Below are 26,648 nucleotides of genomic sequence, written 5' to 3'. Positions count from 1 at the left end.
CCTGTCACTCACCCGGCATACTTCGGTATGCCGTTTTTTATCGGCTACACGCACTGCGATCAGGGAGTTGGGGTGAGACAAGCGGCATCAAAACAACCAAAGAAAAACCTGGGCCCACAGCGAACCGCGTGGCTGGTGCTGGTGTTGCTGCTCAGTTACCTGTCTTGCTGGGCGCTGAACGGCTTTTTTGCGTTGTGCATGGTGAAGTGGCGTGCGCAGCCCAGTGAAGCGGTGCTGACCAGCTCGATCGCCAGTTTTGTGCTCTTTCCATGGCTGGTGTTGTGGTTGTTCAGCGCGCCGCGTGCAACACGCAACGGCTTGCTGGTGACGAGTGCATCGCTGGTGATGTGGGCAAGCACCCGCTATCTGGTGGGAGGCGCCTGATGTTCACCAGTGTTCGACAAGCGCTGCTGTGGATGCATCGATTTATCGGCATCGGTTTTTCCGGGCTGCTGCTGATCGCATTTTTCATGGGCAGCCTGGCGGTTTATGACCGTGAGCTGGACAGTTGGATGCTGCCGCACATTCGTCTGGCACCGGTTGATACACCCTTGTCACTGGATCAGCGGGTGGCCCCCCATATTGCCAGCTTGACGGAGGGCAAAACGCTGATTCAGTGGTACGTGGAACTGCCCGATGAGCGCCGGCCGGTGGTGCGATTTCAAGCCTGGACCCAGGATCGTCAGGGCTTCAGTCGTTTTCTGGCGCCGGGTGAGGACCGAGCGCTGCCCGAAGCCGGCAGCCGCGGCGGCGATTTTTTTTACCGATTGCATTACACCCTCAATATCAACTTCTGGAACATCGGTGCGCGTCTGCTCGGTCTCGCCGCCATGCTGGGCGTGATCGCGCTGATTGCCGGCGTGTGCATCCATGCGCGCCTGTTTCAGGACCTGTTTACATTACGGACCGATAAGTCGCCCAGGCGGCTGTTGGACATGCACAACTTGACGGGTGTGTTTGCCCTGCCTTTTTACTTGGTCATCCTGCTGTCGGGGCTGCTGATCCTGTTCCCGCTGTATCTCCCTGCCGGCATCCTGACGGTGTACCAGGACCAGCCCGGTCAGTTCGACCAGGAGGCGGACGCGGCCTACAGTCGCCCGGCTTCGGGTATACCGGGGGCATTGGCCTCGCTGGACCAGATGATGGCGCAAGCCCGACTGCATTGGGGCAATGGCGAGCCGGCGTTTGTCCGGGTCTGGCACCCCGAGGATGCCAATGCCTACGTTGAGATCAGTCGCTCTTTGGCTGACCGCATGAGCCTGGATGGGCAAACCCTGTACTTCGATGGCGCCAGCGCAAGGCTGCTGCACGAATCCCGATTACCTGCCGCCGCCGCGACCTTCAAGTTTCTGGCCGGATTTCACGTGACGCATTTTCAGCAGCCGTGGTTACGCGCCTTGTATTTTTTCGCTGGCTTGAGTGGTTGCGTGATGCTCGGCAGTGGCCTGTTGTACTGGCTGGAGAAGCGCCGCCTGCAGCACGCTGCCGGGCAATGGGGCGTGGTGTCGATGACACTGCTCAGCAGCGCACTGATCACTGGAATGCCATTGGCCTCCCTGGCCATGCTGGTCGTCAATCGATGGCTGCCTGTCGATCTGGTTGACCGGGCTCAGTGGGAAATCACGGTGTTTTACTGGGCCTGGTTACTGGCGACTGTGCATGCCCTGCTGGCTATCTGGCGCTCGGGGCAATCGCGGGCGCCTTGGGCAACGCACCTTGTGGTGATCAGCGCGTTGGCGTTACTGGCTGTGCTCTCCAATGCCTGGAGTACGGGCGATCATCCCTGGCGGGCGATGAACCAGGGGCTATCGGCGGTGGCGGGAGTGGATCTGGTATTAATGCTCATCGCGCTGCTCGCAGGAGTCATTGGTTGGCGCTTACTCCGTCGCAAGCGCTCGGCAAGGTGACGAATGGCTGATTGGCTATCGAATATCGCAGCGTTCTGCTTAATTGTATTGGGGCTCTGGGCATTGGCGTTAGCTCAAATCACTCACTTTCGCAGGATTACGCTTCACCAACAGTTACTCGGAACACGAGTGTTGCGTTGTGGCGCAACGCTGTTGCTCGCATCAAGTCTACTGTTGAACATGTTAAGCCAAGGGTTTGTTATGGGAGCGGTAATCTGGACTCTGGCTATCACACCCTCAGGTATTGGCGTGACGATAATTCTCTGTTGGTACAAACATGAGAGAAACGCAAGAATCCGATAGCTGCCAAGAAAGCTCGAAAAGCTGCAGACATAAAAGCAGCAAACGACACTTTTGAAGTCTTGGCTCGTGAATGGGCTTACAAGACATCCACGACTTGGCCCGTGTGACCGGCAGAGCGATGAACAACCCCTTGGAGGGGGTTCATAAGTTTCTGTCATCGGGAAAGGCCGTGAATCAGGCCCATGTCTCGCAAGAAGAACTGCCCGCTAGAAGGTTAACGATAGACCGGATGACGACGGCAGAGCGCCACCACTTGTTCACGCACATGGTGCCTGACCTTCTCGCTATCGCCGTTTTCCAGGGCGTCCAGTACGTCGCACAACCAGCCCGCCACTTGCTCGCATTCGACCACGCCGAAACCTCGGGTGGTAACCGCCGGGGTACCGATGCGCAGCCCGGAGGTCACGAACGGTGAGCGCGGATCATTGGGTACTGAGTTCTTGTTGGCGGTAATGTAGGCCTTGCTCAGGGCCGCATCGGCTTCCTTGCCGGTGTTAGGCCTGTCCGACAGGTCGATTAGCATCATGTGGTTGTCGGTGCCGCCGGAGACGATCTTGTAACCACGTCGTTGCAACACGGCTGCCATGGTCCGGGCGTTGATCACCACTTGAGTCTGATAGGTTTTGAACTCGGGCGTCAGTGCTTCTTTGAAGGCGACGGCCTTGGCAGCGATCTGGTGCATCAGCGGGCCGCCCTGGACGCCCGGGAATACCGCGGAATCGAGCTTTTTGTAGAATACTTCGTCTTGCCCCTTGGACAAAATCAAGCCGCCCCGTGGGCCGCGCAGGGTTTTGTGAGTGGTGCTGGTGACCACGTGGGCGTGCGGCAATGGGTCCGGGTATTCGCCAGCGGCGACCAGCCCCGCGACGTGGGCCATGTCGACCCAGAAAATGGCCCCGACCTTATCGGCAATGGTCCGCATACGCGCCCAGTCTTTGCACCGGGAGTAGGCAGAAAAGCCACCGATCAGCATTTTCGGTCGCGTTTGCAGAGCGATGCGCTCCATCTCGTCGTAGTCGAGAAAGCCCGTCTCCGGGTCAAGGCCATAAGGAACGATCTTGTAATGACGGCCCGAGAAGTTTGAAGGGTTACCGTGGGTCAGGTGGCCACCTTGGGCCAGGTTCATGCCCATCACCGTATCGCCGGGATTGATCAATGCCAGGAATACCGCGGCGTTCGCCTGTGCACCTGCATGCGGCTGCACGTTGGCGTAGTCGCAGTTGAACAGGGCCTTGACCCGCTCGATGGCCAGGCGCTCGGCCACATCGACATACTCACAGCCGCTGTAGTAGCGCTTGCCTGGATAGCCTTCGGCGTATTTATTGGTGAGCACGGTGCTCTGGATTTTCATCACCAGAGGGCTGGCGTAGTTTTCGGAAGCGATCAGTTCGACGTGGTCTTCCTGACGATGTTCTTCGTTATGAATCGCCTCACACAGCTCGGCGTCGAATGCTTCAAGGGTCAGCGTTGAGTCGTACATATGAAGGGGTCCTTGGTTGGGAAAATAAGCCGGTTTACGAGAAGAGCCGTGCTGCGATGGCGAGGACATCGGGATGGCTTCCTGTAGAGCTGGATCAAACGCACACTCGCCGGATCACGTCCGACCCGCTGACAGGCATTGGCGAAAGTCCTCGATGCTGGTGGCCTGTGGGTAACGGCCATGACGCTCGTGCAGGGTGACGGTTTCTTCCAGTTGATCGAGCATCAATGGGTAGCTCCTTTGGTCGTCACAACAGCGTCGGCAGCCGGAATGACCACCGTCTCGCGACGTGGTAAGCGCCCATTGAGCAAGGCGTAGGCCGCCAGACCGATCAGCAATCCCCAGAACGCCCCACCAATCCCCAGCAAGGTGATGTTCGCAGCGGACGCCAGAAAGGTGATCAGCGAGGCTTCGCGGGTTTTGACGTCAGCCATGGCGCTGGCCAGGCTGGCGCCGATAGTGCCGAGCAGGGCCAGCCCGGCCAGCGTCGTAATGAAGGTGGGCGGGAATGCCATGAACACTGCCGCGAGGGTCACCCCGAAAATCCCTACGAAGATGTAGAACAGTCCCGCGGCAACCCCGGCGATCCAGCGTTTGGACGGATCCTCCGAGGCTTCTTTTCCGGTGCAGATGGCCGCCGTGATGGCCGCGATGTTGAAGGCGTGAGAACCGAAGGGTGCCATCAGCAAGGAGCCCAGCCCTGTGACAGTCAGGATAGGGTTGGCGCTGGTGCTGAAGCCATCGTTGCGCAGCACCAGCATGCCCGGCATGTACTGGCCCGTGAGGGTGATCAGAAACAGCGGCAGCGCCACACTGAGCAACGCATTGACCGAGAACTCAGGCCGTGTGAATACCGGTGCCGCGAATTGCAGCGCCAGCCCCGACAGCTCTACACGGCCCTGCGTCAGAAGAAACGCCAGTCCCAGCACCAGAATGCCCACCACCGCGTAACGCGCGGTAAAGCGCTTGAGCACAACGTAAACGGCAATCAGCAACCCGACCAACACCGGGTCAAGGCTCATGCCACCAAACGCGCCGATACCGAATTGCAGCAGGATACCGGCCAACAGGCCCGCAGCCACACCCGGCGGAATCAGCCGGATGACTTTTTCGAAGCAGCCGGACAACCCCAGCAGCACGAAAGCGGCGGCTGAAATGATGTACGCCCCCACTGCCTCGGCGTAGGGCGTGGTGGACAGCGCAACGACCAGAAAGGCCGCAGCGGGTGTCGACCAGGCGGTAATGATTGGCTCACGGCTCGCCCAACTGAGAAACAGCCCGGTAATCCCCACGCCAATCGACACCGACCACACCCAGGACGCCGTCAGCTCGGGGCTGAGCCCGGCGACCTTGGCAGCCTGAAAGACCAGGATGAACGTGCCGCCATAGTTGACGATGACTGAAATCAGCCCGGCGACAATCGGATGCAGAAGGTCGCGTAGACACAGGCGCGACACAGAGGCTGAGGAAGACATGATGGATTCGCTCCTTGCAAAACGAGGTGGTTAGCCTCGGGTGAGAGGTGATTTATGGGTAAATACGTCCATCGGCAACGCCGTCGGGCCCGTTCAAAATCGTTCGCAACGCGCCGGCTCGCCGCGCACAAAGGCAGTGGCGAGGGACTAATTCTACGGATAGACTGGCCTGCCATTGCAGGCCAATTTATTAAAGTAAGGCAGACCGCATGGCGAAAACGTTCGAGCTGGAAACGCTGAAAATACGCCTCAACGATGCTGAGTTTCAGCTGCTGGATCTGCACCAGCGGATTCAGCGCGCATTGCGTGAGCTGATCCTCGATGGCCCCCTTGGCCCCGGTTTGAAGCTGCCCGCGACTCGGGTATTGGCCAAGTCACTCGGTATTGCCCGCGACACCGTGGAGAACGCCTACGTGCAACTGCACCGCGACGGTTTTATCGTGCGGCGCGAGGGGTCGGGCAGTTATGTCTGTGAAACGGTGGGCACCGAATTGCGCGGTGCGACGCGCCGACGCATCAAGGCGCAAGAGGTCAAAAGCAGCCAGGCAGCACCGGGGGCGGGATTGAGCCAGCGCGGGCGGATGATCTTCAACAGTGGCGGTGTAAACGATCAGCAAGTGATCAAGGCATTTGCGACCGGCCTGCCGGAAACCCGCACTTTCCCCACCGATGTCTGGGAACGCCTGCAGCGCCAGGTCATGAAGGACCATCGCGCCAACGTGCTGTTGCATGGCGACCCGCAAGGAGCCGAGCCGCTGCGCAAGGCGATTGCCACCTACTTGAACCTCGAACGCGGGGCCAAATGCTCCCCCGACCAGATCATGGTGTTGAGCAGCACTCGCCAGGCCCTTTTTCTGTGTGCGCAGTTGTTGGTGGACGTCGGCAAACCGATCCTGTTGGAAAACCCGGGCTACTATGGCGCCAAAAAGGCCTTTGAAACCGCCGAGACCAAGGTTCTGCCCATCGATGTCGATGAACAGGGCATACGTACCGACCTGCTATACGACGACCGCAGCGGCGCCAATTGCGTCTATGTCACGCCGTCTCATCAATACCCCACCGGTGCGACCTTGTCGCTGGAACGTCGTCTTGAGCTAATCAACTGGGCCGCAGAGAAGGGCAAGTGGGTTATCGAAGATGACTATGACAGCGAGTTTCACTACGACGGGCAGCCGACAGCCTGCGTACAGGGCCTGGACAAGTACCAGCGTACGCTCTACATCGGCACCTTCAGCAAGACCCTCTACCCCGGGTTGCGAATGGGCTACATGGTACTGCCCCACGAGTTGATCAAAGCCTTCACCTACGCGCGCAGCATGATGGACGGCCACACGCCACAAATCCTGCAACTGACCCTGGCGCGCTTTATGGAGGACGGCCATTACAACGCCCATGTCCGGGCCATGCGCAAGCTGTATGCCGGGCGCCGTTCCATCATCCTCGACGCGATCGGCAAGCACTTGGACGGCATCGTTACCGCCTTGCGCCCTCCCGGCGGGCTACAAATTCCCTGCCTGCTGCACGATGGCTGGTCTGAGGAAAAAACCATCCGCCAAGCGGCCAGCGCGGGCGTACAGCTTTCCGGCCTGAGCCGGTTGTACGCCGGCGACCAGAAGAAACAAGGTTGGCTATTGGGTTACTCGTCCTTGACCGCTTATGAAATCGAAGCGGCCATGCTGCGCCTGGCCAATGCATTGAAAACCCGGTAAGGAAATGTCTGGCGGTGGCCCCGGGGTATCGTTCATCAACAGGCGACACAGGGCACCACAAACCTTGAGGCTCAAGCCGTTTTTTTATGCCTCGATAAAAGTGGCATTCACTTCAGGACGGCAGACCTGATTTGCGTCGCTCCCCCTCAGGCCGATAAAGTCCCCAGACCTTTTATCCCATGGACGGAGTGCCCCGCGTGTTCTCAGCCCTTCACTTGAGCCGCTATCGCCTGTCAGCCTTTTCGCTGATTGCCACCGCTTTAACCCTCGCCGCGTGTAATACCCTGCCCTCTTCGTCGTCAGTTTCTACTCTGCCGGTCGCCCCGGAAGTCGCCTCCGGTTATCGCACCGACCTGCAGACCCGGCATGCCTCGAAACACATGGCCGCAGCCGCCAACCCGCTGGCAGCCGAAGCCGGACGGGAGATGCTGCGTCAGGGCGGCTCGGCGATTGATGCAGCCATTGCCATGCAAGCGGTGTTGACGCTGGTCGAACCGCAATCGTCGGGCATTGGCGGTGGCGCGTTGATTGTGCTGTGGGATGGCAAGACTGTGCGCACTTACGACGGTCGCGAAACCGCTCCGGCCGGCGCCACCGAGAACCTGTTCCTGCAAGCCGACGGTACACCGATGCCGTTCACCCAAGCACAGATCGGCGGTCGCTCAGTGGGGACGCCGGGTGTGTTGCGGGCCTTGGAGCTGGCCCATCAGAAGCACGGTCGCCTGCCTTGGGCGAAGTTGTTCGAGCCCGCCATCAAACTCGCGGAACAAGGCTTCGCCCTCTCGCCACGACTGCATCGGCTGATCGCAGCGGACGCGTTCATACCGCGCTCACCGGATATGGCCGCCTACTTTCTAAATGCCGATGGCAGCCCAAAAGCCGTCGGTACACAACTGAAAAACCCGGCACTCGCTGCTGTGTTGAAACGCATCGCCAAGGAAGGTCCCGACGCGCTGTACGCAGGCCCGATCGCAAAAGAGATCGTTGCCACGGTTCAGGGCCATGCCAACCCCGGCAGCCTGTCGCTGAACGACCTCCAAGGCTACAAGGCCAAGGAACGCGCCCCGCTGTGCACCGACTACAAACGCTGGCAGGTCTGCGGCATGCCACCGCCGTCGTCGGGTGGGATCGCCGTGGCGCAAATCCTCGGCACCTTGCAGGCGCTGGAATCCCGTGACCGGCGTTTTGCCCTGGCGCCACTCAAACCGGTCCAGACCCGCAAACCGGCGGGCATCGAACCGGCGCCTGAAGCCGTGCACCTGATCGCCGAAGCCGAGCGCCTGGCTTACGCCGATCGCGCACTCTACGTCGCCGACACCGACTTCGTCCCCGTGCCGGTAAATGGTCTGATCGACCCGACTTACCTGGGCAACCGCGCCGCGTTGATTGGCGACCGCAGCATGGGCCTGGCCAAACCCGGCACCCCGCCGGGGATTCAGATTGCCCATGCGCCGGACCGCTCGCCGCTGCGCATCTCTACCTCGCAAGTGGTGGCGGTCGATGACGAAGGCGGCGCCGTGTCCATGACCACCACCGTGGAGGCAGCGTTTGGCTCACACCTGATGGTCCAGGGTTTTCTGCTCAATAACCAGATGACCGACTTCTCGTTCATCCCCGAAGAGAGCGGACAAAAAGTCGCTAACCGCGTCGAACCGGGTAAACGCCCGCGCTCGTCCATGGCACCAACGCTGATTTTCGACCGCCACAGCGGCGAATTCCTCGCCACCATTGGCTCCCCTGGCGGCTCGCAAATCATCGAATACGTCGCCAAATCCACCATCGGCCTGCTCGACTGGAACCTCGACCCGCAAGCGGCCATCAACCTGCCCAACTTCGGCAGCCGCAACGGCCCGACCGAACTGGAACAGGGGCAGTTCAGCGCTGAGTTGATTCAGGTACTGAAGGACAAAGGCCACAACGTGAACGAAATCGATATGACCAGCGGGACTCAGGCGATTGTTCGGGTCAAGGATGCGCAAGGGAAAGCGGCGTTGGCCGGCGGAGCCGATCCGCGGCGTGAGGGGGAAGCGTTGGGGGATTAGTCGTACGCAGAAATGAGAAAAGGCTTACCGGGAGGTAGGCCTTTTTTATTGGCAAAGAATCCTCATCAGGTATGTCGCGCAGCCTTTTCCTACCCTCAAATTGCTACCTCTTGGATAGAGTATGGAAACCGTTTTTAGCTCGAACGCCCTATTAACCCATCTCATCACATCAGCTATCGGCAGTACCTGATTGCAGGAGTCGATTCACTCTCCACATGTCGACTACTCCGCCACAAACTTGCACAAGTCCCACCGCGGGACTAGGATCATGTCATGAGAATTATCGCCATCAGTCAGCTGAAAAGTTTTTGGGAGAGGTACCCAGACTCAGAACAACCTTTCCTCGCCTGGATTGACGAATCAAGGAAAGCGGACTGGAAGACGCCTGCTGACATCAAGGCACACTTTGCCACCGCCAGCATTCTCAAAAGCCGCAGAGTCGTGTTCAACATCAAGGGCAATGACTTTCGGTTAGTAGTCGCGGTGGCCTATCGCTTCGGCGCTGTGTACATAAAATTTGTCGGCACCCACAAGCAGTATGATGGGATCGACGCTGATACCGTCGAAATGGAGTAACCCATGAACATTCATCCGATTCACACCGACGAGGACTACCGTGCAGCCCTCAGGAACGTATCTGCACAATTCAACAATGAGCCTGAACCGGGCACCCCCGAAGGCGATTACTTCGACATCATGATTACCCTCATCGAGGCCTATGAATCGAAGCAGTTTCCGGTCGACCTGCCTACGCCGATCGATGCGATCAAATTTCGCATGGAGCAGTCCGGCCTGTCCGCCGCTGATCTGGCACCTGCCATTGGCCGGACAAACCGGGTTTATGAAGTGCTCAACGGCAAGCGTGCGTTGACGCTTCCGATGATCTGGAAGCTTCATGATCTATTCGGGATACCCGCTGAAAGTCTGATCAAGCCGCAGAAGCAGGCCTGACCTTTTTTGCGCAACTCACGCCGGATAGATGAGCATCAAGTCGCTAACTGATTGGCAAACTGTGCGACCGCGTTCACCACTTTCTGCGCACCGTCCTGGATCTCGACGATCACCGTCCCCGCCTCAGCCGCCAGCGCCAGACCTTGTTCAGCCTGGAGTTTACCCTCGGTCATGAGTGCCACCGCGTTGCGCGCCATGTCCTGGTTCTGGCGCACAACGCCGACAATTTCGTCGGTCGCCTGACTGGTGCGCGAGGCCAGTTGCCGGACTTCGTCAGCCACCACGGCAAACCCCCGCCCCTGTTCACCTGCACGCGCCGCTTCAATGGCCGCGTTGAGCGCCAGCAGGTTGGTCTGCTCGGCGATACCACTGATGGTTTTGACGATGGTGCCGATCACCAACGATTGCTCGTTCAGCGCCTCAATACCTTCGCCAGCGGTTTGCATGTGTTTGGCCAGGTCGCGCATGACGTCCACCGCTTGAGTCACCACGGTGGTCCCGCGCTGGGCGCTGCTGTCGGTTTGCTGTGAGGTGCTGTAGGCGATGTTGGCCGCTTCGGCGACAGCCTGCTCCTGATTGACCTGATCGGTAATCACCGTGGCGAATTTCACCACTTTGTAGAGTTTGTTGTTGGCGTCGGCGACCGGGTTGTAGGAAGCCTCCAGCCAGACTACGCGACCATGGCCGTCGATGCGTTTGAAACGGTCGGCCACGAACTCGCCGGCGTTCAGGCGGCGCCAGAAATTCTGATACTCAGGGCTGTTGTATTCCTCTGGCGTGCAGAAGGTGCGGTGTTGTTTGCCCTGGATCTGCGCCAGGCTGTAACCCATGCCATTGAGAAACCGCTCGTTGGCCGTCAGTACGTTGCCATTGAGGTCGAATTCGATGACTGCGGTCGAACGCACCAGTGCGCCGATCAGGTTCTCATGTTCACGGGACGCCTCGATGGTGCGGGTCAGGTCGCTGGAGTAAATCGAGAAGTGTTTGATCCGGCCATCCGGGGATCGTACCGGTTGCATGATCGACCGCAGCCAGGCTTCGGCACCATTGCTGCGCAATAAACGAACCGTGCCGGCAAAGTGCTCGCCACGGGTCAACGCGGTCTTGAAGCGGCGGTGGAATTCGTCCGATTTCACATGGGCCGGGACGATGTCTTCGATGTGCCGGCCGACCAGATCGTTGCCCTTGTAGAGCATTTCACCCATGAAGTTCTGGTTGGCCGACTGAATCCTGCCATCGGCATCAAGAGTCAGGACCAGCATCTCGCTGTCCAGGCTCTCCTTGATTTGCTGAAGGCTGGAGAGTTCTTCGCGAAGAGCCGACAGCTCCTGCTTCAAGCGTTTGTTGAACATGGAAAAGCACCGACGGACAGAAGTAGGAAGCGGCTTACAGCCTAACCATCGGCCTTGAGGACATTTTCTGAAGAGTGTTTCAGTGTTGCCCTGCAAAAATAATATCAATACGACACCATCATGCCGCGCCAGCCACCGAACAGCGCCCGACTCGTGGTATCCGCGCGCCGAAATACGCCGCGCTGCCAATGCCCACCACCCCCATCACCGCGCAGAAGATCACACAAATCCATGGGCTCCACGGCATCAGTCCGATCAACAGCAATGGTGTGATACTCGCCCACGCCGCGTAGGCAATGTTATAGGTGAAGGAAATTCCCGAGACGCGAATCCGCGCCGGAAACAGGCTGACCATCACCGATGGCACCGCGCCGACTACCCCGCAACTGAGGCCGGCCATCGCATAGGCCAACCCGATCCATTGCCCCTCAATGATCAGGCAGGTGTAGAGCACGCCAATGCCCAAAGGCAGCAGCAGGCTATACAGCATTACCGTGCGCCAGGCGCCGATGCGGTCGACAAGCAGCCCTGCGAGTACGCAGCCGATGTTCAGAAAGACGATGCCCAAGGCACTCAGGGCGAAGGTATGGCTAGCGGTCATTCCGAAGGTTTTTTGCATCATGGTCGGGGTAATGACCACGAATACCACCACGGCCGAGGTCAGCACACAGGTGAGAATCATCGCCGGCAGCATCGCCAGGCGGTGCTCGCGCAGAACCGTGCGCAGCGGCAGTTCGACAGCCGCCTCGCGCTGGGCCTGCATCGCCATGAATACCGGGGTTTCACTGAGCCAGCGACGCAGCCAGACACCGATGACGCCAAACACACCACCCAGCAGAAACGGGTAGCGCCAGGCGTAATCGAGGATCTCCGCCGGGGTGAACGTCTGCGCCAGAAATGTCGCCGTCAGGGCTCCGATCAAGTAGCCAAACGTCAACCCCGCCTGTAGGAAACCCAAAGCATAACCGCGATGCCCAACCGGCGCGTGCTCGGCGACGAACACCCAGGCACTTGGCACTTCACCGCCCACCGCCGCGCCTTGCAGGACCCTCAGGGCCAGCAGCAGGAGTGGAGCGAAATAACCGATCTGGGCGTAGGTCGGCATGACCCCGATCAACAGGCACGGTAACGCCATCATCAGGATGCTCAGGCTGAAAACCTTCTTGCGCCCCAGTCGATCGGCGAAATGCGCCATCAGAATCCCGCCCAACGGGCGCGCCAGGTAGCCGGTGACGAAGATCCCGAAGCTTTGCAGCAGACGCAGCCACTCGGGCATTTCCGGCGGGAAGAACAGTTGGCTGAGGGTCAGCGCGAAAAATACGAAAATGATGAAATCATAGATTTCCAGCGCGCCCCCAAGGGCTGCAAGCCCCAGGGTCTTGTAGTCCGAGCGGGTGAAGGGCGCCGGGCTCGCAGCGGTATTGGCAGTCATGGCAAAGAACTCTGGCAGGCAAAAAACCAAGGCGCCCATGGTCTACGTAAATACACTGGCGGACAACCCGTCAGACCCTCGTAGTGCGGGAGTGAGCAACGTTCACATTGGTGAACCGTTACACCTTTTCACATGAGCACTAGACCGTTCGACACAAGTAGTTTCAGTATGTACCCCGCCCCACCTCCGAGGGCTCACGCTGAAAAGGATCTGAGCATGTTCAAACTCGCAGGACTCACCCTCGCCGCACTCACCCTGAGTGCCGCCGCCCACGCCGATGTCGATCTGAAACTGGGCAGTACCGAACGCGTCACCCGACTATTCGCCTACCCCAATAACTGCAACGTCATCTGTTTTCGCAACTGGACACTGGAACAGACAGTCGAGCACTACCTGACCCAAAGCGTACAACGCGATGGCTACAAAACCGCAAAAGTCCAAGTCAAAACCGATAACGATCAGCTCTACGCCGCAATCAGTGGCGTGCCTGCCGGCTATGAAAAACCACTGGCTGCATTACTCGATGCCGGCGATCTGGCTTACAACGGCGCCAGCAAGCTAAGTAGTGATGGTAAATGGACCTATAACTGGTACCTGTTCCTGCCACTCGGCATGGCGCTGGAAAACCGCAAAAGCGTCGAACTGCTGCACTTCCCGCCGGATTACTCGCTGACCCAGGCCCAGGACTACCTGGAGTCCAAGACCACCGACCGCTGGGCCACGCTGCTGACCGCTAACGGCATCCCCGTCGACCAGACACCGGGCTATCAGACCATCATCGACATCGCGCCGATTGCCGCGCCGTCCAGCGCCGGCAAGGACCTGGAAGGCGTCTATGACTACTTCAAGGATTACCAGACCACCATGGTCAAGGAAGTCAGCCAGAACGCCAGCGGCGCTGCGTTGCCAATGGTTGCCTTCGGCGCACCGGTGCGTAACTGGATCAAGCAGCAATACGGGCCGACCGTGGACGTGCTGGGCCTGGCAACCATCAGCCCGAGCGAGGGTGTGAAGGTGCCAGTACTGGGTTCCAACCATCCGAGCTACATCTGGTACGCCGCCGATCCCGAGGCCTACAGCGGCAGCGATGCCCAGGCCAAGGCTGACGCCGCGGGGCTGAAAGTCATGGGGCAGGATTTGAGCGCCGCGTGCTGGCAAGCCGGGATGGGCAGCAAACCGGGCACTGACCCTACCATTCAACTGAAAAGCTGCACTCAAACCTGGCAAGTGACCCAGAAAGAAAAAACCTGCGAACTGTTCTACACCTCGATCCGCAACCTGACGCCTGAACAGGCTGTGGCCAAATGCGCAACAACGACGGTCAAATCGCAACTGAAACAGCTGAAGACCCCGTCTCTTGCGACCTCCGCCCCTGCCCCACACTTGTAACACGATGAATATCTTTCCCGCGTGAGCCATGGCTAACGCGGGGAAGAGCCTTTTTCGCCTGTCATATTTGACAGTAGAACAATTGTTTCATTTGCGAGAGGCTTGGGGCGTACCCATGTGCTGCAGAGCTGACTGGATGTCAGCTGATAGAAGTCGTAGCACCCAGCTGACAAGGATCGTTATGAAAGCTCACACCCAACAAGGAATCCCCCCGCCGCCATCCAATGGCATCTATCCATTTGTAGAATTGCCCCTTCGCCTTGGATTCCCCTCCAAAGACGACTTTGAAACCCTCTACAACGCCGAGGGATCGGCAATAGCTGTCATGGCACTGCGCGAGTTCCCCCGCATCAGCCGAATCTGCAGGGTTTCCGGACATCTGTTGCCCTATCGCTGCCGACACACCCGGCAGTTGGCGCCGGGAATCCACATCTACGATCCGCGCTTCTGCGGTCTGCTGAGCCACTCCTGTGACCCCAACGTCTTTCTCGACATGAGCGAGCTGTGGTTATGGGCGCTCAAAGACATCAAAAAGGGTGATCGACTGACGATGGATTTCGCCGCGACAGAAGACAAGCTGCTGCGGCAGTTCGCCTGCCGCTGCGGTTGTCCTTGCTGCCGTGGCTGGATAATCGGCTATGACGAGTCGCCGAATGCCAATGGAGAACAGTTCTTTCAACACTGGCGTCGACGAAGTCACGGCTGAAAGGCTTTTACAACGCCTCGACCGGACGTAAACGGTACTGCGGCGGCAACTGTTCGAAACCGCTGATGGTGGCGTTCAGGCTTTTCCAGCGTCCATCCTTGATGCCATAGATGCAACCATGGATCGACAGGCTCTGCCCACGGTGCCAAGCGTTTTGCACAATGCTGGTATGGCCAACGTTAGCCACCTGCTGGATCACATTGAGTTCGCAGAGGCGGTCGACTCTTTCTTCTTCGGTGGATAACTTGGCCAGTTCGTCGCGCTTTTCATAATAGAGATCGCGAATCGAGCGCAGCCAACCGTCGATCAGGCCCAACTGACGGTCCTGCATCGAGGCGCGTACACCGCCGCAACCGTAGTGGCCGGTGACCAGGATGTGTTTGACTTTGAGTACATCGACTGCGTACTGAATCACCGACAGGCAGTTGAGGTCGGTATGCAATACAACGTTGGCCACGTTACGGTGCACGAACAGATCGCCCGGCAACATACCGACGATTTCATTGGCCGGCACGCGGGCATCGGAGCAACCGATCCACAGGTATTCCGGCGTTTGTTGACGGGCCAGTTTGGCGAAGAAATCAGGATCTTCCTGGGTAATCGCGTCGGCCCAGCGCTCATTGTTATCAATCAGATCTTGTAAGTCGTTCATGCAATGAAGCCTCGATAATGATGCGCTGCTTTGACAGACAACCGCCTGTCGGGGTCACGCGCAAGATGCAGACAGCCATGATGCCCGACGCTCCATGCCAGTGGAATTCTCGCAAGCCCAGTGGGTCAACTGTAGCAAGGCCTACCGTACGAGGAAATGCCATGACTGATTCACGACGGCCGTTCGATGAAGCACAACCCGAACCCATCGACGACAACGAAGACCGCATGGGCTCGGTCCGTGAGCTGGATTTTGACGAGGAAGAACCGGGTACCAGAATCGGCGACCTGATCCCTGAACACGAGCGTGCGCGCAAAATGCCCGATGAACGCGGGCGTGAAGCCGGCATGACCGGAGGCTCGACCGAGAACCATGAATCCACCGACGATGATATGAGCCCGGAAACCCTGATCCGTGAAGACGGCGCACGGGATGCCCATGAAGAGGGTGAAGGTGGCCAGGCGGACTGGGATCTGAGCGTTGTCGATGAAGACGACATCGGCGGTGGCGATGGGCTGGATGAGGCGGAACTGGCGCGGCACGATCCGATGGATGGCAAGCGTTGATCGTTGTCGTCAGTGAGGACGCCTTCGCGGGCAAGCCTCGCTCCTACAGGTTGGACATTCACATTTGTGTTCGACACCAACCCTGTAGGAGCGAGGCTTGCCCGCGAAGCTTTTAAAAGGATCAATCAACCAAGGTGCACGCCATGACAACGGCATCTTCGCGCCCACCCACCGCCGGGTAATAATCCCGCCGACGCCCAATCTCATTGAACCCATACCGCTCATACAACCGAAACGCCGCCCGGTTGCTGTCGCGCACTTCCAGAAAACACTCCCGCGCCTCTGCCTTGTAGGCAATCGACATCAAATGCTCCAACAGCGTCAAACCCAAGCCGCGGCCCTGATTTTCCGGTTTGACGGTGATGTTCAGCAGATGCGCCTCGTCGAGAATGATCTGCACCACGCCATGACCGACCTGCTGCTGCCCTTCGAACATCAGCCAGATCTGGTACTTGCCCAGGCCATCGAGAAAAATTCCGCGAGTCCAGGGGTGGCTGTAAGCCGCGTATTCGATTTTCAGTACAGTGTCCAGGTCCGCCTCGGTCATCGGGCGGAACGATACAGCATCACTCATTCGATTCTTTCCAGCGCGCCATCAGCCGACGCATGGCTTGCCAGACATCAGCCTTACGCTGTGGCTCTTCCATTAATAATTCCAGACCCGGCAAGGCCCAGGCCGAACCCAGGCCTTCGACCTGAAGTTCACGATTGAAGGATTCGGCGTTGGCCTCACCGGCAAAACGCACCGCCGGCAGGCCAATCAGCCACAGGCAGACGCAGGGAGCGTCTTCCAGACGGGCCGACAGAAAACCTTGTACGAAATCCCGAGCCGCTTCCGGCCCTTGATCCATGGTGCCGCGCGCCAGCAGCGGCCAGCGTACCGGTTCGCCGACGATCTGCGGGCTGTCCGGCAGACCGGCGGCGCGCAGCATGTCCTTGAGCAACAGATAGGCCGGATCGCGGGTCTGGAAGCTTTCGCCTGTGGGTAACTCCACCAGCAACAGGCAACGACCGGCGCGCAGCAATTGCAGGGCGAAACGCGGAGGCGGCACTTGCGGGGTTTTGGCGACGACCGGTGCCTCTTCGGCCTCTTCCACCGTTTTGCTCGCCGGCCGACCAGCCGATGGCGTCGGGCGCGGCACCTCGATCTTCACCCGCTCGACCGGTTTGGCTGCAGGTTCCACGGGTGCCTGCGGAACAGGCGTAACCGGGGCGACGACCAACGGCTCGGGCATCTCCAGCAGTTCGGGCCGCGATGGCGCAGCAAAGGGCAATTCGGTGCGCGGCAGCCAGTTGACCACCTGCATGGCGGTCAAATAAGCGCGGCGACGGGACTCGATAAGCAAAGGTCGGCCACTTGTGGATAACTAAAGTGCGGTGATTCTACCGCCCTTCGCTCAAGATCGCCCGCGCTGTTGATCGATAGACTTCACCGATAGTCTTTCCACCCATGAAAAATGGCGACAGCCCATCCCGAGAGTGAATCGACACGGCTGCGATGCAGTACAATCGCGGCTTTTAATCGCCAACCAGCCGGCCATTCCGATGATCGAACCCAAGCGCGTCTTGCGCGCCCTCGCTGAACACTGGGCACTTCTGGAGCCTCTGTGCGAGCACTTCGACCAAGGCACATTGAGCCTCAACGAACTGCGCACGCAACTGGCCGCCCAGCAACTCGACAGTACGCCGCAAGACATCACCAGTCTGCTGGACGTGTGGATCCGCCTCGACATTCTGGTTCCCGTGGCCAAAAGCCCGAACCGTTTCGAGCTCAATGCGCAGATCCACGACTTCCTCGCTTACCTGCGCCGTGAGCACCGTCTGGGGCTGTGCCTGGAAATCGAAGCTTACCTGCGCCACCTCGAGCGTCTGGCCGGTTACATCCAGGACGCGTTCGATATCCGCGACGGCAATGATCTGGCCCGCCAGTTGCGCCTGCTCGACATGCGCGTGCGTGACGTGCTGAAAAAACTCGATAACGACGAACAGGCACTGGTGGCCGTCGCCGAACGGGCGAAAACCAGCGACCGACAGATTCCGTTGCGCCAGCGTTACGCTGAAGTGCTGGCGACCTGGGACGAATACGTCGAGCCAATGATCGATCTGGTGAACGCCGACGGCGCCTTCGAGCAAGGCGTGCGCAAAGTCGAAACCGTTTTGTTGAAGATGCTCAGCGAACAGCAGCGCCTCGGCCATCTGGTCGATGACGACATGCTGCTGCGCACCCACGCGCGCATCCTCGAAATGCAGACCAGCGCGCAATTGACCCTGCGTCATGCCCGTGAACTGCTGCTGCCACTGCGTGAAGAAGCGCGCCGGCACAACGCCGTGACTCGCGGCGCGGCGCTGGCCCTGGCGGCGATTCGTCGTAAAGGTATCGATGCCGTTCCGCAAGCCGCGATGCCGATGTTCACCCGGCCGCAAAGCACCTTCCTTGGCAGCGCCAGTCAGGTCGAAGCCTATGTGTACGCCCTGGCCCGTTTCGAGCCGAAACCAGCGCGCTTCCCCAAGGCCCACAAGACCCAAGGCGAAGCCCCGCGCGCGCCACGCACGGTTCGGGAAATGCTCGAACGCTGCGAAGACGCCCTGCCGATGCCGGACCTGATGACCTGGCTGCTGGAGCAGGAGCCGGACGGCGCTACCGACGAATTGTTGTACTGGTTCTCGCGCTTGTCGCGGGAAAAACGCTTCAAACGCGAGCGTCTGGAACGCCGCGACTACCACACTCACGAGCATCAGGTCAGCCTGCGCTCCTTCGCCCTGCTCTCGGCCCGCGATGACGTTCCCGAGAATTCTGCGAGCATTCCACATGCATCTTGATCTTTCCGAACTGTCCCAGCTGGCGCCGATCTTCCGCGAGCTGTTCAAGGGCTACCACGTCAGCCGCCGCGATCCGGAGCTGTACGCGCAACTGTCGAACTTCCAGGACCAGTACCGCACGCTGTTCAAGGCACTGGGCTTTGAACTGGTCTGCGACACCCGGGGTTTCTACTACTTCGTACCCGACCTCGCCGCAGCGGCGGTGAACAAGACTGCGCAACGTCTGGCACTGTTCACCTTCATCCTCGTCGAGCATCTGGCGGATCAGGGCCGTGACCCGATCGCCGTGCTCGACGGTGGCAGCCTCGGCCGTGATGAACTGCCATCGTTGCTGGAAAAGTACCGCGACCTGTTCATTCAGGCTGAAGTGCAGACCATCGAAGAACTCGAAGAAAAAATCATGCGCCGCATGACTCAGCTCGGTTTCGCCAGCGAAGAAAACGGCGTTTACCGTTTCCTGCCGCCGATGCACCGCTTCCTCGACGTTTGCCTCTCGGTTCAGCAGGACCGCGATCTGGCGGCCAGCCTGCACAGCGTGTTGCCTCTGCCGGTCCCGGTGCTGATCGATGACGACAGCGATGAAAAGCTGCTGCAAACCGATGATCCGCTGGACCTCAGTGACTTCGAGGAAGAAAGCGAAGAAGACGCCCTGGCCCGCGCCATCGCCGAAGAACAGGAGACCGACGCATGAGCAAGGAACGCTACGGCATTCGCCGCTTTGCCCTTTTGAACACCGCCGGCTACAGCCTCGGCCTGTTCCCGCTGGAAGAGCCGCTGTCGGTTTACGGCGCAAACAACCTCGGTAAATCCGCCTCGATCAACGCCTTGCAGTTCCCGATTCTGGCGCGCATGTCGGACATGAGTTTCGGCAAGTACAGCCTGGAGCAATCACGGCGTTTCTACTTCGCCTCCGACACCAGTTACATCCTGGTGGAAGTCTCCCTGCCCCATGGCCCGCACGTGATCGGCGTGGTCGGGCGCGGCCCCGGTGGCGGTTTCGGTCACCAGTTCTTTGCCTATGCCGGCAAACTCGATCTGGCTCACTATCAGAAAAACGACACCTGCCTGCGTCAGAAAGAACTGTTCACCAACCTTGAGCGCGAAGGCCTGAAAGCCTACGAACTCAAGCCCGATGAACTGCGTCGTTTGCTGGTTGGCGGTCATACGTCGATTCCGCTCGACCTGACCCTGATCCCGCTGCGCTCCACCAGTGAACAGAGCCTGAAGACCTTCCGCGCGCTGTTCATCAACTTGCTGCACATGCGCGAAATCACCGCGGCGAAACTCAAGCAGTTGTTCCTCGATGCGTTCGAACACAGCCTGCGTTCCGGCAGCGTCGATTACATCGCCGCGTGTGAAGAAGCGTTCCGCGATGTACGGCGCATGGAGCAGGATTACAACTCGCTGGTCACCGCTGGCCCGCTGGTTGAAGCACTGGCCGCTGGCGTGGCCCAGCGCAATATCCTGCGTGGCAAACTGCACCGGATCTCGCCGCTGCTCGATTCCTTGCTCGGCACCTGGTCGGACTATGCCAGTGCGCGCAAGGAAGAACTGACGATTCAGGCCGAGCACTACCGTAACGAGCAGGACGCGTTGCAAAACGATCAGCGCGGCGGCACTCAGGAGCTGATGCGTCTGGAGCGGGAAATCACCGGCATCCAGCGCTGGCTCGGCGAGTTGTCAGTGCTCAAGCATCGCTTCGCCCTGGTCGATGATGTCAAAGTCCTTGAGCAGCAACTGCTCGCGGCCAAGGATGCGCACGACGAACTGGCCGGTGCGCTGGCCCAGTCGCGACAGTTCAGCGCCGAGGATCTGGAAGAGCGTCTGCGGGATCTGGAAAAACGCCTGAAGTCGGTCAAGCAGCAACTCGATCACGCCGACAACAACAGCTACGCCCGTCTGCGCGAAGAGTTTTCGCAGCAGGACGTCGAGCGCCTGATGCGGTTGTTCAACAACGCGCTGTTCAGCCTGCCGCTGGGCGAGCACGGCATTACGCTGGATGAGGACGGTCAGTGGGTCAAATCCATGGAACTGATCCTCGATGGTTTCAAAGGCGAGCGCTTCGAAGTGCCGGGCCTGTCGATCGACATCTCGCACATTGAGCCGCCAGCGCTGCAAGCCCTGGCTGACCGTGCGGCGTTGCGCGATCAGAAAGACCGCCTGGAAAAAGAACTCAAGCAGCTCAAAACTCAAGCTGCCGTGGCTGCCGACCGCGCGGCCAGCAAGACCCAGACCGAAGCGCTGTACCAGCAAGTGCTGGATGCACAGAAAGCCCTGGAAGACTTCCGCCGCGCGCAAACCCTGAGCGCCGAAGAAGGCGACAAGCTTGAGCAGTTGGCACAGATGGAAGCCGCTCAGGATGAATTGAAGCGCTCCAGCGACGCCTTCACCGAACGCGTCCAGCAACTGTCGGCCAAGCTGCAACTGGTCGGCCGGCAGATCGGCGACATGGAAGCCAAGCAACGCACCCTCGACGACGCCCTGCGCCGTCGTCAGCTGTTGCCGGCGGACCTGCCATTCGGCACGCCGTTCATGGACCCGGTCGACGATTCCATGGACAACCTGCTGCCGTTGCTCAATGACTATCAGGACAGCTGGCAAGGTTTGCTACGCAGCGACGGGCAGATCGAGGCGCTCTACGCTCAGGTTCGCCTGAAAGGCGTGGCCAAGTTTGACAGCGAAGACGATATGGAGCGTCGCCTGCAACTGCTGATCAATGCCTACGCACACCGCACCGACGAAGCCCTGACCCTCGGCAAGGCGCGTCGTGCGGCGGTCACCGACATCGCCCGGACCCTGCGTAACATTCGCAGCGACTATGACAGCCTCGAACATCAACTGGCGCTGTTCAACCGCGAGATCAACAAACGTCAGGTTTCCAACCTGCAAAGCTTCCGCATCGTGCTCGCGCCGAACAAGGAAGCGCTCAAGCACATTGACCAGATCATCCACAGCGCCGGTCAGTACGAAGAAGGCGAAACCCTTTCTGTCTTCGACCTGAGCCAAAGCGCCGATCAGGACAACAAAAACGAGGAAGCCAAGGAATACCTTGCGCGCTTGGTGGCGGCCAACCACAACCAGCTCGGTCTCAAGGATCTGTTCGAGCTGGCGTTCGAGATCACCAAGGTCAATGGCCAACCGGTGATCCACACCGACATCGACGGCGCGGCGTCCAACGGCACCACCATGACCATCAAGGCGCTGACCAACATGTACTTGTTGCTGCACTTGATGGACCGCGACCAGGCCGGTCGCGTGCGCTTGCCGTACTACCTCGACGAGGCGGCGGACATCGACGAGAAGAACCAGGCAGCACTGCTGGAAACCAGTCTGCAATTAGGCTTCGTGCCGATCCTGGCAAGTGTGAAGCCGCAAGTCTGCGCCAGTGTCGCCATCGACCTGGAAGGCGGCAGCGGCCCGAACGGTATCTACATCGATGAGGCGGACTGGAAATACATCCGTCGCCACGATGAAGTGAAGGCAACCGTTGTTGTACAAGCTGATGAGCCAGAGCTGGATGCAGTCTGATTTGACTTAATCCAAGCCAACAAAAAGGCCGCGATCCAAATGGATCGCGGCCTTTTTTATGCAATGACTAGAGACTTTCTGTGAGCTTTAGGCCGCCTTCGCGAGCAAGCCCGCTCCCACACTGGATCTTTGTCGTGCATAACATTTGCGTACGACACCGATTAAATGTGGGAGCGGGCTTGCCCGCGAAGGCGGTATCACAGGCGCCGATAGACTACTTGCCGATCGAGATCTTCGGCGCCCAGGTCAGCCACTCATCTTCGAACTGGTCGAACAACGGGAACGTCTGCTCGGGCCGCGCCGGGACACCCATGCGGTCGCCATCTGGCGTGGCAAAGGCAATACCGCCCTGAACCAGCGTTTCCAGCGATTCAGTGCGTATTGTCGCGCCTTTGAACAAGCCGTAGTCAAAACCAAAACCACTGGTATTCCAGAACCGCGTACCACTGCGCACCAGTGGTGCATACTTCGGCTCGATCAGAATGTGCACCAACACTCGATCGGCCGTTTGGCCCAGCTCATAGCCGGTCACCTTGCCTACCGTGATTTCGCGATAGGTGACGGGAACGCCGATCTTCAGCGACCCCCGACGAGCAGCGCTCAACACCAGGCTTAAACCAGCCTCTTCCTTGGCGGTTTCCGGGGGATTGGTCAATGCCACGAAAGTCTTCTGCGGGCCGAGGTTCTTCGGCGCCGGTTGCACTTCGATGTATTGCCCGGTGACCAAAGTTTCGAGGTTCGAGGTTTTAAGCAGACCGAGCTCAGGTTTGACGACCCAGAACTGACTGCCGACCTGAGCGATACGCTCCGGCACTTCTGTGATCCGCGCGGTCAGCAGCACTGATTGCAGGTCATCAGTGAGATCGACGTCCTCAATCTTCCCAACGTCCAGGCCTTTGAATCGAACCGGCGTGCCACTGCGCAGGCCATCGGCGCGATCGACCTTGATCGTCACCACAGTGCCTTTCTGTGTTGCGTCATCATGGTTGGCATGCAGGCGGAAACGTGGAATACGCTTTTGCAATGGCGCCTTGGCTTCCGGGGTTTCGAAGGCGATACCTCCAGCCATCAGGCTTTGCAATGATTCACTTTTGACCTGGATGCCGCCGGTTAACCCACCGGTGAGCGTAATGCCGCTGGCATTCCAGAAACGCGTCGAGGCGTTGACCAGCCCTTCGTATTCCTTCTCGATATGCACCCCGATCACCAGCTGCTTCTTGGTGCGGGAGAATTGATAGCTCTGAACCGAACCGACCTTGACCTGTTTGTAGAGAATCGGACTGCCGACTTCCAGAGACCCAAGGTTGTCGGTGAACAACACCAAGTGCAGGCCTGGCGAACGCAAATCCAGCGGCGGCGCCTTGGGCCGTGCTTCGAACTCGCGCTGCGGTGCACCGCCCTTGTCACCAGGGCGCACGGCGATGTAATTACCTTTTACCAGCGCTTCCAGGCCCGTGATACCGGCGAGCGAAATCGACGGTTTTACCACCCAGAACTGGGTACCAGTGACCAGGTAATCCTCGGCCAGTGGGTCGAGCGTCAACTCGGCGCTAGCACTGGACAGGTCCGGGTCAATCTTGAGCGTTTTCAGATTACCGACCTGGATGCCTTTGTACATCACCGGCGTACGCCCGGCCTGCAGGCCTTCGAAATCACTGAGTTTAACCTTGACCCGAATACCCGCTGCGGCCGCATCGAAATCCTCATAGAGACGGAACGGCAGGCTTGGATCGGTGGGCGGGCTGTCCTTGCGGCTCTCCGGAGTGGCAAATGCAATACCACCGGCGACGATGCTGGCGAGGGACTCGCTGCGCACTTTCACACCAGAAAGGTTAGCGTCGATACTGATGCCGCTGGCATTCCAGAACCGCGTGTGTTTGCGCACCAGGTTGGCGTAAGTCGGCTCGATGAAGACTTTGAGTTCGACCGTACTCTGGTCTGCGGACAGCACGTAGCTCTTGATCTGACCGACCTGAATCTGCTTGTAGAACACCGGGCTGCCGCGATTCAGCGAGCCAAGGCGATCAGCCTTGATGGTCAAGTGCAGGCCGGGTTTGGCGTCCGACAGCGGAGGCTCTTGGGCAAGGGCCTTGAACTTGCGGGTTGGCTCGCCTTCGCCAGGGCTGACGGCCACATAGTTACCCGAGACCAGTGTCTCCAGGCCTGTGATACCGGCCAGGCTAACGCTCGGCTTGACCAGCCAGAAACGCGTGCTGGTCTTGAGGTATTGCTGCACATCCTTGTTCATCTCGATGGTCGCGATCACTCCTTTGGAGCTGCCTTCATCATCGAGTTTGAGGGCTTTCACCTTACCGACCGACATGCCTTTGTAGACAACTTCGGTCTTATTGGCCTGAATGCCTTCACCGCTTTCGAAACGCACCTGAATCTCGATGCCCGTCTCGCTGTAGGCACGCCAGCCGAGCCAGCCGCCGATGATCAAGGCGATCAGGGGCAACACCCAAATGGCAGACCAGTTCGAGGCCGGTCGGGTTTTCGCTTTAGGCAAATCAGTCATGGTCGTCGTCCGACTCCGTGTTATCCCAAATCAGTCGGGGATCGAAAGTTACTGCGGCAAGCATCGTCAAAATCACCACACTGGCGAAGGCAATGGCGCCAGGATTGGCTTCGATACTGGCAAGCCGTCCGAAATTCACAACCGCCACCAGGATGGCGATCACAAAGATATCCAGCATCGACCAGCGGCCGATGAACTCGATAAAGCGGTACATCAGAATGCGCTGGCGTGCCGAAAGCGGCTGGCGGCGCTGCACCGAAAACAGCAGCAATGCGATACCCACCAACTTGAACGTGGGGACCAGGATGCTGGCGATAAAAACCACGGCGGCGATTGGAATCATGCCGTGCTGAACCAGTTGGATCACACCGGACATGATGGTGCTCGGATCGCCTTGGCCCAAGGAATTGACGGTCATGATCGGCAGCACGTTAGCCGGAATGTAGAGAATCGCGCCTGTGACCAATAACGCCCAGGTACGCATCAGGCTGTTCGGGCGGCGGGCATGAACCAGCGCACCGCAACGAGTGCAAACCTGCTCGTCGGTATCGGCTTCCTGCTTGTTCAACTCGTGGCATTCAGCACAAATCAGAATGCCTGCATCAATCGCCCGCATGGGCATCTTCTCCTGATAGAGCCTGCCAGATCTGGTGCGGTGACATCACCACTTCCAGCCAGACCTGAACCAACAACAAACTGATGAAGCACGCCAGACCAAAACCTACGGTGATCGCCGCCATATCGGCCAATTTAACGATCGCAACCAGTACGCCCATGAGGTAAACCTCGAGCATCCCCCAGTCTCGTAGATGGTGATAAATGCGGTAGAGCAGCAAGCCGTAACTGCGTCCGATATCGAAGCGAATACTCAGCAGTACGACCAGTTGGCAAAGCAGCTTGAGCAGCGGAATCCCCATGCTGCAAAGGAATACCACTGCCGCTACGCCTCGCATCCCGGTATTGAACAGACCGACAACGCCACTCCAGACAGTATCGTGCGACGACTGTCCGAGTAGATGGAGCTGCATGATGGGTAAAAAGTTCGCCGGGATGTACAACAACAGTGCGGCAATGACCAAGGCCAGACTGCGCTGCACGACATTATGTCGATGGGCATACAGCTCATAACCGCAGCGTACACAGACGGCTTTCTCACCATGAGCAAGCTCAGGCTTGCGCATCAGCAAGTCGCACTCATGACACGCTACCAAGTCGTCCAGCGGTAAATCTGACAGCCCAGGGGCGTCAACCGGATCTGGCATAAAGGCTCTGGCTCCAAAAAAGTTGGACCTATTCTAGTGTCCTGACTCGAAAATAACTGTGCAATTTTGTGCTGACGCTGAAGTGTTCTTTTCCTGCGGACAAAACAAAACCCCTACCTGCAGATGCAGATAGGGGTTTCGGAATTTAATCTTGACGATGACCTACTCTCACATGGGGAAACCCCACACTACCATCGGCGATGCATCGTTTCACTGCTGAGTTCGGGATGGGATCAGGTGGTTCCAATGCTCTATGGTCGTCAAGAAATTCGGGTACCGAGTCGTGGCCAGTTGGCCTCGCTTCAGCAAATTGGGTATGTAATAGATTTGTGTGTTGCCTTGGCTTTTTGTGAGCGAGCCGAACTTTCGGTTCATTGCGTCTTCACACACCGCAATCTGGTGCTCTTTCGCTTTTCAGCTCGAAGCCTGCAAATTGCTTGGGTGTTATATGGTCAAGCCTCACGGGCAATTAGTATTGGTTAGCTCAACGCCTCACAGCGCTTACACACCCAACCTATCAACGTCGTAGTCTTCGACGGCCCTTCAGGGGACTCAA

Annotated in this window: 22 protein-coding genes, 2 rRNA genes and 4 pseudogenes; 14 read left to right on the top strand and 14 right to left on the bottom strand. The window is 58.8% G+C overall.

Features of this window, described 5'->3' with window-relative positions; genetic code table 11:
- The first annotated feature begins 72 nt into the window (after positions 1-72).
- The 4 genes and pseudogenes from MEB48_RS17085 to MEB48_RS17075 all read left to right on the top strand — a co-directional run.
- Positions 73-384, top strand: a complete 312-nt coding sequence (locus MEB48_RS17085; protein ID WP_237885239.1) for a hypothetical protein — start codon at positions 73-75, stop codon at positions 382-384.
- Positions 384-1,907 carry a PepSY-associated TM helix domain-containing protein gene (locus tag MEB48_RS17080; protein ID WP_237885238.1) on the top strand — a complete coding sequence of 508 codons (1,524 nt, stop codon included), beginning with the start codon at positions 384-386 and terminating at the stop codon, positions 1,905-1,907. Before MEB48_RS17085 ends, MEB48_RS17080 begins: the two co-directional genes overlap by 1 nt.
- Positions 1,908-1,910: 3 nt before the next feature.
- Positions 1,911-2,210: a DUF3325 family protein gene (locus MEB48_RS29425; RefSeq protein ID WP_442969102.1), complete on the top strand. Its 300-nt coding sequence runs from the start codon at positions 1,911-1,913 to the stop codon at positions 2,208-2,210.
- Positions 2,198-2,418 (top strand): annotated as a pseudogene (locus MEB48_RS17075) (hypothetical protein); the annotation flags it as partial. The gene MEB48_RS29425 and the pseudogene MEB48_RS17075, both read left to right, overlap by 13 nt.
- A gap of 6 nt (positions 2,419-2,424) precedes the next feature.
- Here the strand turns inward: MEB48_RS17075 and glyA are convergent.
- The 3 genes and pseudogenes from glyA to MEB48_RS17060 all read right to left on the bottom strand — a co-directional run bounded on the left by glyA (position 2,425) and on the right by MEB48_RS17060 (position 5,165).
- A complete protein-coding gene (gene glyA / locus MEB48_RS17070; RefSeq protein ID WP_237885237.1) occupies positions 2,425-3,690 on the bottom strand; it encodes a serine hydroxymethyltransferase in 1,266 nt (421 codons plus the stop codon).
- Between the two features lie 92 nt (positions 3,691-3,782).
- A pseudogene (locus MEB48_RS29420) lies at positions 3,783-3,915 on the bottom strand (YggS family pyridoxal phosphate-dependent enzyme); the annotation flags it as partial.
- Positions 3,915-5,165, bottom strand: coding sequence for a benzoate/H(+) symporter BenE family transporter (locus tag MEB48_RS17060; RefSeq protein ID WP_237885236.1), 1,251 nt, complete (start codon positions 5,163-5,165; stop codon positions 3,915-3,917). The pseudogene MEB48_RS29420 and the gene MEB48_RS17060, both read right to left, overlap by 1 nt.
- 209 nt (positions 5,166-5,374) lie before the next feature.
- Here MEB48_RS17060 and pdxR point away from each other — a divergent pair, with 209 nt between their 5' ends.
- The 4 genes from pdxR (at position 5,375) to MEB48_RS17040 (ending at position 9,867) form a co-directional block, all read left to right on the top strand.
- Positions 5,375-6,874, top strand: a complete 1,500-nt coding sequence (pdxR, locus tag MEB48_RS17055; protein WP_237885235.1) for a MocR-like pyridoxine biosynthesis transcription factor PdxR — start codon at positions 5,375-5,377, stop codon at positions 6,872-6,874.
- 197 nt (positions 6,875-7,071) lie between these two features.
- The gene (ggt, locus tag MEB48_RS17050) at positions 7,072-8,916 is read left to right on the top strand and encodes a gamma-glutamyltransferase (protein WP_237885234.1); all 1,845 of its coding nucleotides are present in this window, start codon (positions 7,072-7,074) and stop codon (positions 8,914-8,916) included.
- A gap of 273 nt (positions 8,917-9,189) precedes the next feature.
- Positions 9,190-9,492 carry a type II toxin-antitoxin system HigB family toxin gene (locus tag MEB48_RS17045; RefSeq protein ID WP_237885233.1) on the top strand — a complete coding sequence of 101 codons (303 nt, stop codon included), beginning with the start codon at positions 9,190-9,192 and terminating at the stop codon, positions 9,490-9,492.
- A 3-nt stretch (positions 9,493-9,495) separates the two neighbouring features.
- The gene (locus MEB48_RS17040; RefSeq protein WP_237885232.1) at positions 9,496-9,867 is read left to right on the top strand and encodes a helix-turn-helix domain-containing protein; all 372 of its coding nucleotides are present in this window, start codon (positions 9,496-9,498) and stop codon (positions 9,865-9,867) included.
- A 35-nt stretch (positions 9,868-9,902) separates the two neighbouring features.
- Here MEB48_RS17040 and MEB48_RS29415 read toward each other — a convergent pair.
- The 3 genes and pseudogenes from MEB48_RS29415 to MEB48_RS17030 all read right to left on the bottom strand — a co-directional run.
- A pseudogene (locus tag MEB48_RS29415) lies at positions 9,903-10,340 on the bottom strand (methyl-accepting chemotaxis protein); the annotation flags it as partial.
- Between the two features lie 150 nt (positions 10,341-10,490).
- Positions 10,491-11,129 (bottom strand): annotated as a pseudogene (locus tag MEB48_RS29410) (PAS domain-containing protein); the annotation flags it as partial.
- Positions 11,130-11,337: 208 nt separating this feature from the next.
- The gene (locus MEB48_RS17030; protein ID WP_237885230.1) at positions 11,338-12,651 is read right to left on the bottom strand and encodes an MFS transporter; all 1,314 of its coding nucleotides are present in this window, start codon (positions 12,649-12,651) and stop codon (positions 11,338-11,340) included.
- Between the two features lie 216 nt (positions 12,652-12,867).
- On the opposite strand from MEB48_RS17030, the gene MEB48_RS17025 reads away from it, so the two are divergent.
- Positions 12,868-14,040, top strand: coding sequence for a hypothetical protein (locus MEB48_RS17025; RefSeq protein WP_237885229.1), 1,173 nt, complete (start codon positions 12,868-12,870; stop codon positions 14,038-14,040).
- A 181-nt stretch (positions 14,041-14,221) separates the two neighbouring features.
- Entirely contained in the window at positions 14,222-14,746 is a 525-nt protein-coding gene (locus MEB48_RS17020; RefSeq protein WP_237885228.1) for an SET domain-containing protein, read from the top strand.
- A 7-nt stretch (positions 14,747-14,753) separates the two neighbouring features.
- Here MEB48_RS17020 and can read toward each other — a convergent pair whose 3' ends face one another.
- Positions 14,754-15,398 carry a carbonate dehydratase gene (gene can / locus MEB48_RS17015; protein ID WP_030129672.1) on the bottom strand — a complete coding sequence of 215 codons (645 nt, stop codon included), beginning with the start codon at positions 15,396-15,398 and terminating at the stop codon, positions 14,754-14,756.
- A gap of 161 nt (positions 15,399-15,559) precedes the next feature.
- On the opposite strand from can, the gene MEB48_RS17010 reads away from it, so the two are divergent.
- Positions 15,560-15,964 (top strand): serine kinase/phosphatase, encoded by a 405-nt coding sequence (locus MEB48_RS17010; RefSeq protein WP_237885227.1) that lies wholly within the window; start codon positions 15,560-15,562, stop codon positions 15,962-15,964.
- A 121-nt stretch (positions 15,965-16,085) separates the two neighbouring features.
- Here the strand turns inward: MEB48_RS17010 and rimI are convergent, their stop codons facing one another.
- On the bottom strand, positions 16,086-16,538 hold the full coding sequence (rimI, locus tag MEB48_RS17005; RefSeq protein WP_007896888.1) for a ribosomal protein S18-alanine N-acetyltransferase: 453 nt from the start codon (positions 16,536-16,538) through the stop codon (positions 16,086-16,088).
- On the bottom strand, positions 16,531-17,271 hold the full coding sequence (locus tag MEB48_RS17000) for an energy transducer TonB (protein WP_237885320.1): 741 nt from the start codon (positions 17,269-17,271) through the stop codon (positions 16,531-16,533). The genes rimI and MEB48_RS17000 overlap by 8 nt, the downstream gene beginning before the upstream one ends.
- A gap of 238 nt (positions 17,272-17,509) precedes the next feature.
- Between MEB48_RS17000 and mksB the strand changes: the two genes are divergently transcribed.
- Genes mksB through mksF form a run of 3 tightly spaced genes read left to right on the top strand, consistent with a single transcriptional unit; the run spans position 17,510 to position 22,312 of the window.
- Positions 17,510-18,784: an Mks condensin complex protein MksB gene (gene mksB, locus MEB48_RS16995; protein WP_237885226.1), complete on the top strand. Its 1,275-nt coding sequence runs from the start codon at positions 17,510-17,512 to the stop codon at positions 18,782-18,784.
- Positions 18,774-19,475: an Mks condensin complex protein MksE gene (gene mksE / locus MEB48_RS16990; protein WP_237885225.1), complete on the top strand. Its 702-nt coding sequence runs from the start codon at positions 18,774-18,776 to the stop codon at positions 19,473-19,475. Before mksB ends, mksE begins: the two co-directional genes overlap by 11 nt.
- A complete protein-coding gene (mksF, locus tag MEB48_RS16985) occupies positions 19,472-22,312 on the top strand; it encodes an Mks condensin complex protein MksF (protein WP_237885224.1) in 2,841 nt (946 codons plus the stop codon). The genes mksE and mksF overlap by 4 nt, the downstream gene beginning before the upstream one ends.
- 214 nt (positions 22,313-22,526) lie before the next feature.
- Here mksF and MEB48_RS16980 read toward each other — a convergent pair whose 3' ends face one another.
- The 5 genes from MEB48_RS16980 to MEB48_RS16960 all read right to left on the bottom strand — a co-directional run.
- Complete coding sequence (locus MEB48_RS16980) at positions 22,527-24,830, bottom strand: PqiB family protein (RefSeq protein ID WP_237885223.1); 2,304 nt, start codon at positions 24,828-24,830, stop codon at positions 22,527-22,529.
- On the bottom strand, positions 24,823-25,446 hold the full coding sequence (locus MEB48_RS16975) for a paraquat-inducible protein A (protein WP_095051129.1): 624 nt from the start codon (positions 25,444-25,446) through the stop codon (positions 24,823-24,825). The genes MEB48_RS16980 and MEB48_RS16975 overlap by 8 nt, the downstream gene beginning before the upstream one ends.
- Complete coding sequence (locus tag MEB48_RS16970; RefSeq protein ID WP_237885222.1) at positions 25,433-26,092, bottom strand: paraquat-inducible protein A; 660 nt, start codon at positions 26,090-26,092, stop codon at positions 25,433-25,435. Before MEB48_RS16970 ends, MEB48_RS16975 begins: the two co-directional genes overlap by 14 nt.
- Positions 26,093-26,241: 149 nt before the next feature.
- Positions 26,242-26,357 (bottom strand): 5S ribosomal RNA (gene rrf, locus MEB48_RS16965).
- A gap of 183 nt (positions 26,358-26,540) precedes the next feature.
- A 23S ribosomal RNA gene (locus MEB48_RS16960) occupies positions 26,541-26,648 on the bottom strand; the annotation flags it as partial.

Origin of the sequence: Pseudomonas sp. PGPR40 (assembly GCF_022014505.1) — a bacterium.
Classification (GTDB): domain Bacteria; phylum Pseudomonadota; class Gammaproteobacteria; order Pseudomonadales; family Pseudomonadaceae; genus Aquipseudomonas.
This window is presented reverse-complemented; position numbering and strand designations above follow the sequence as displayed.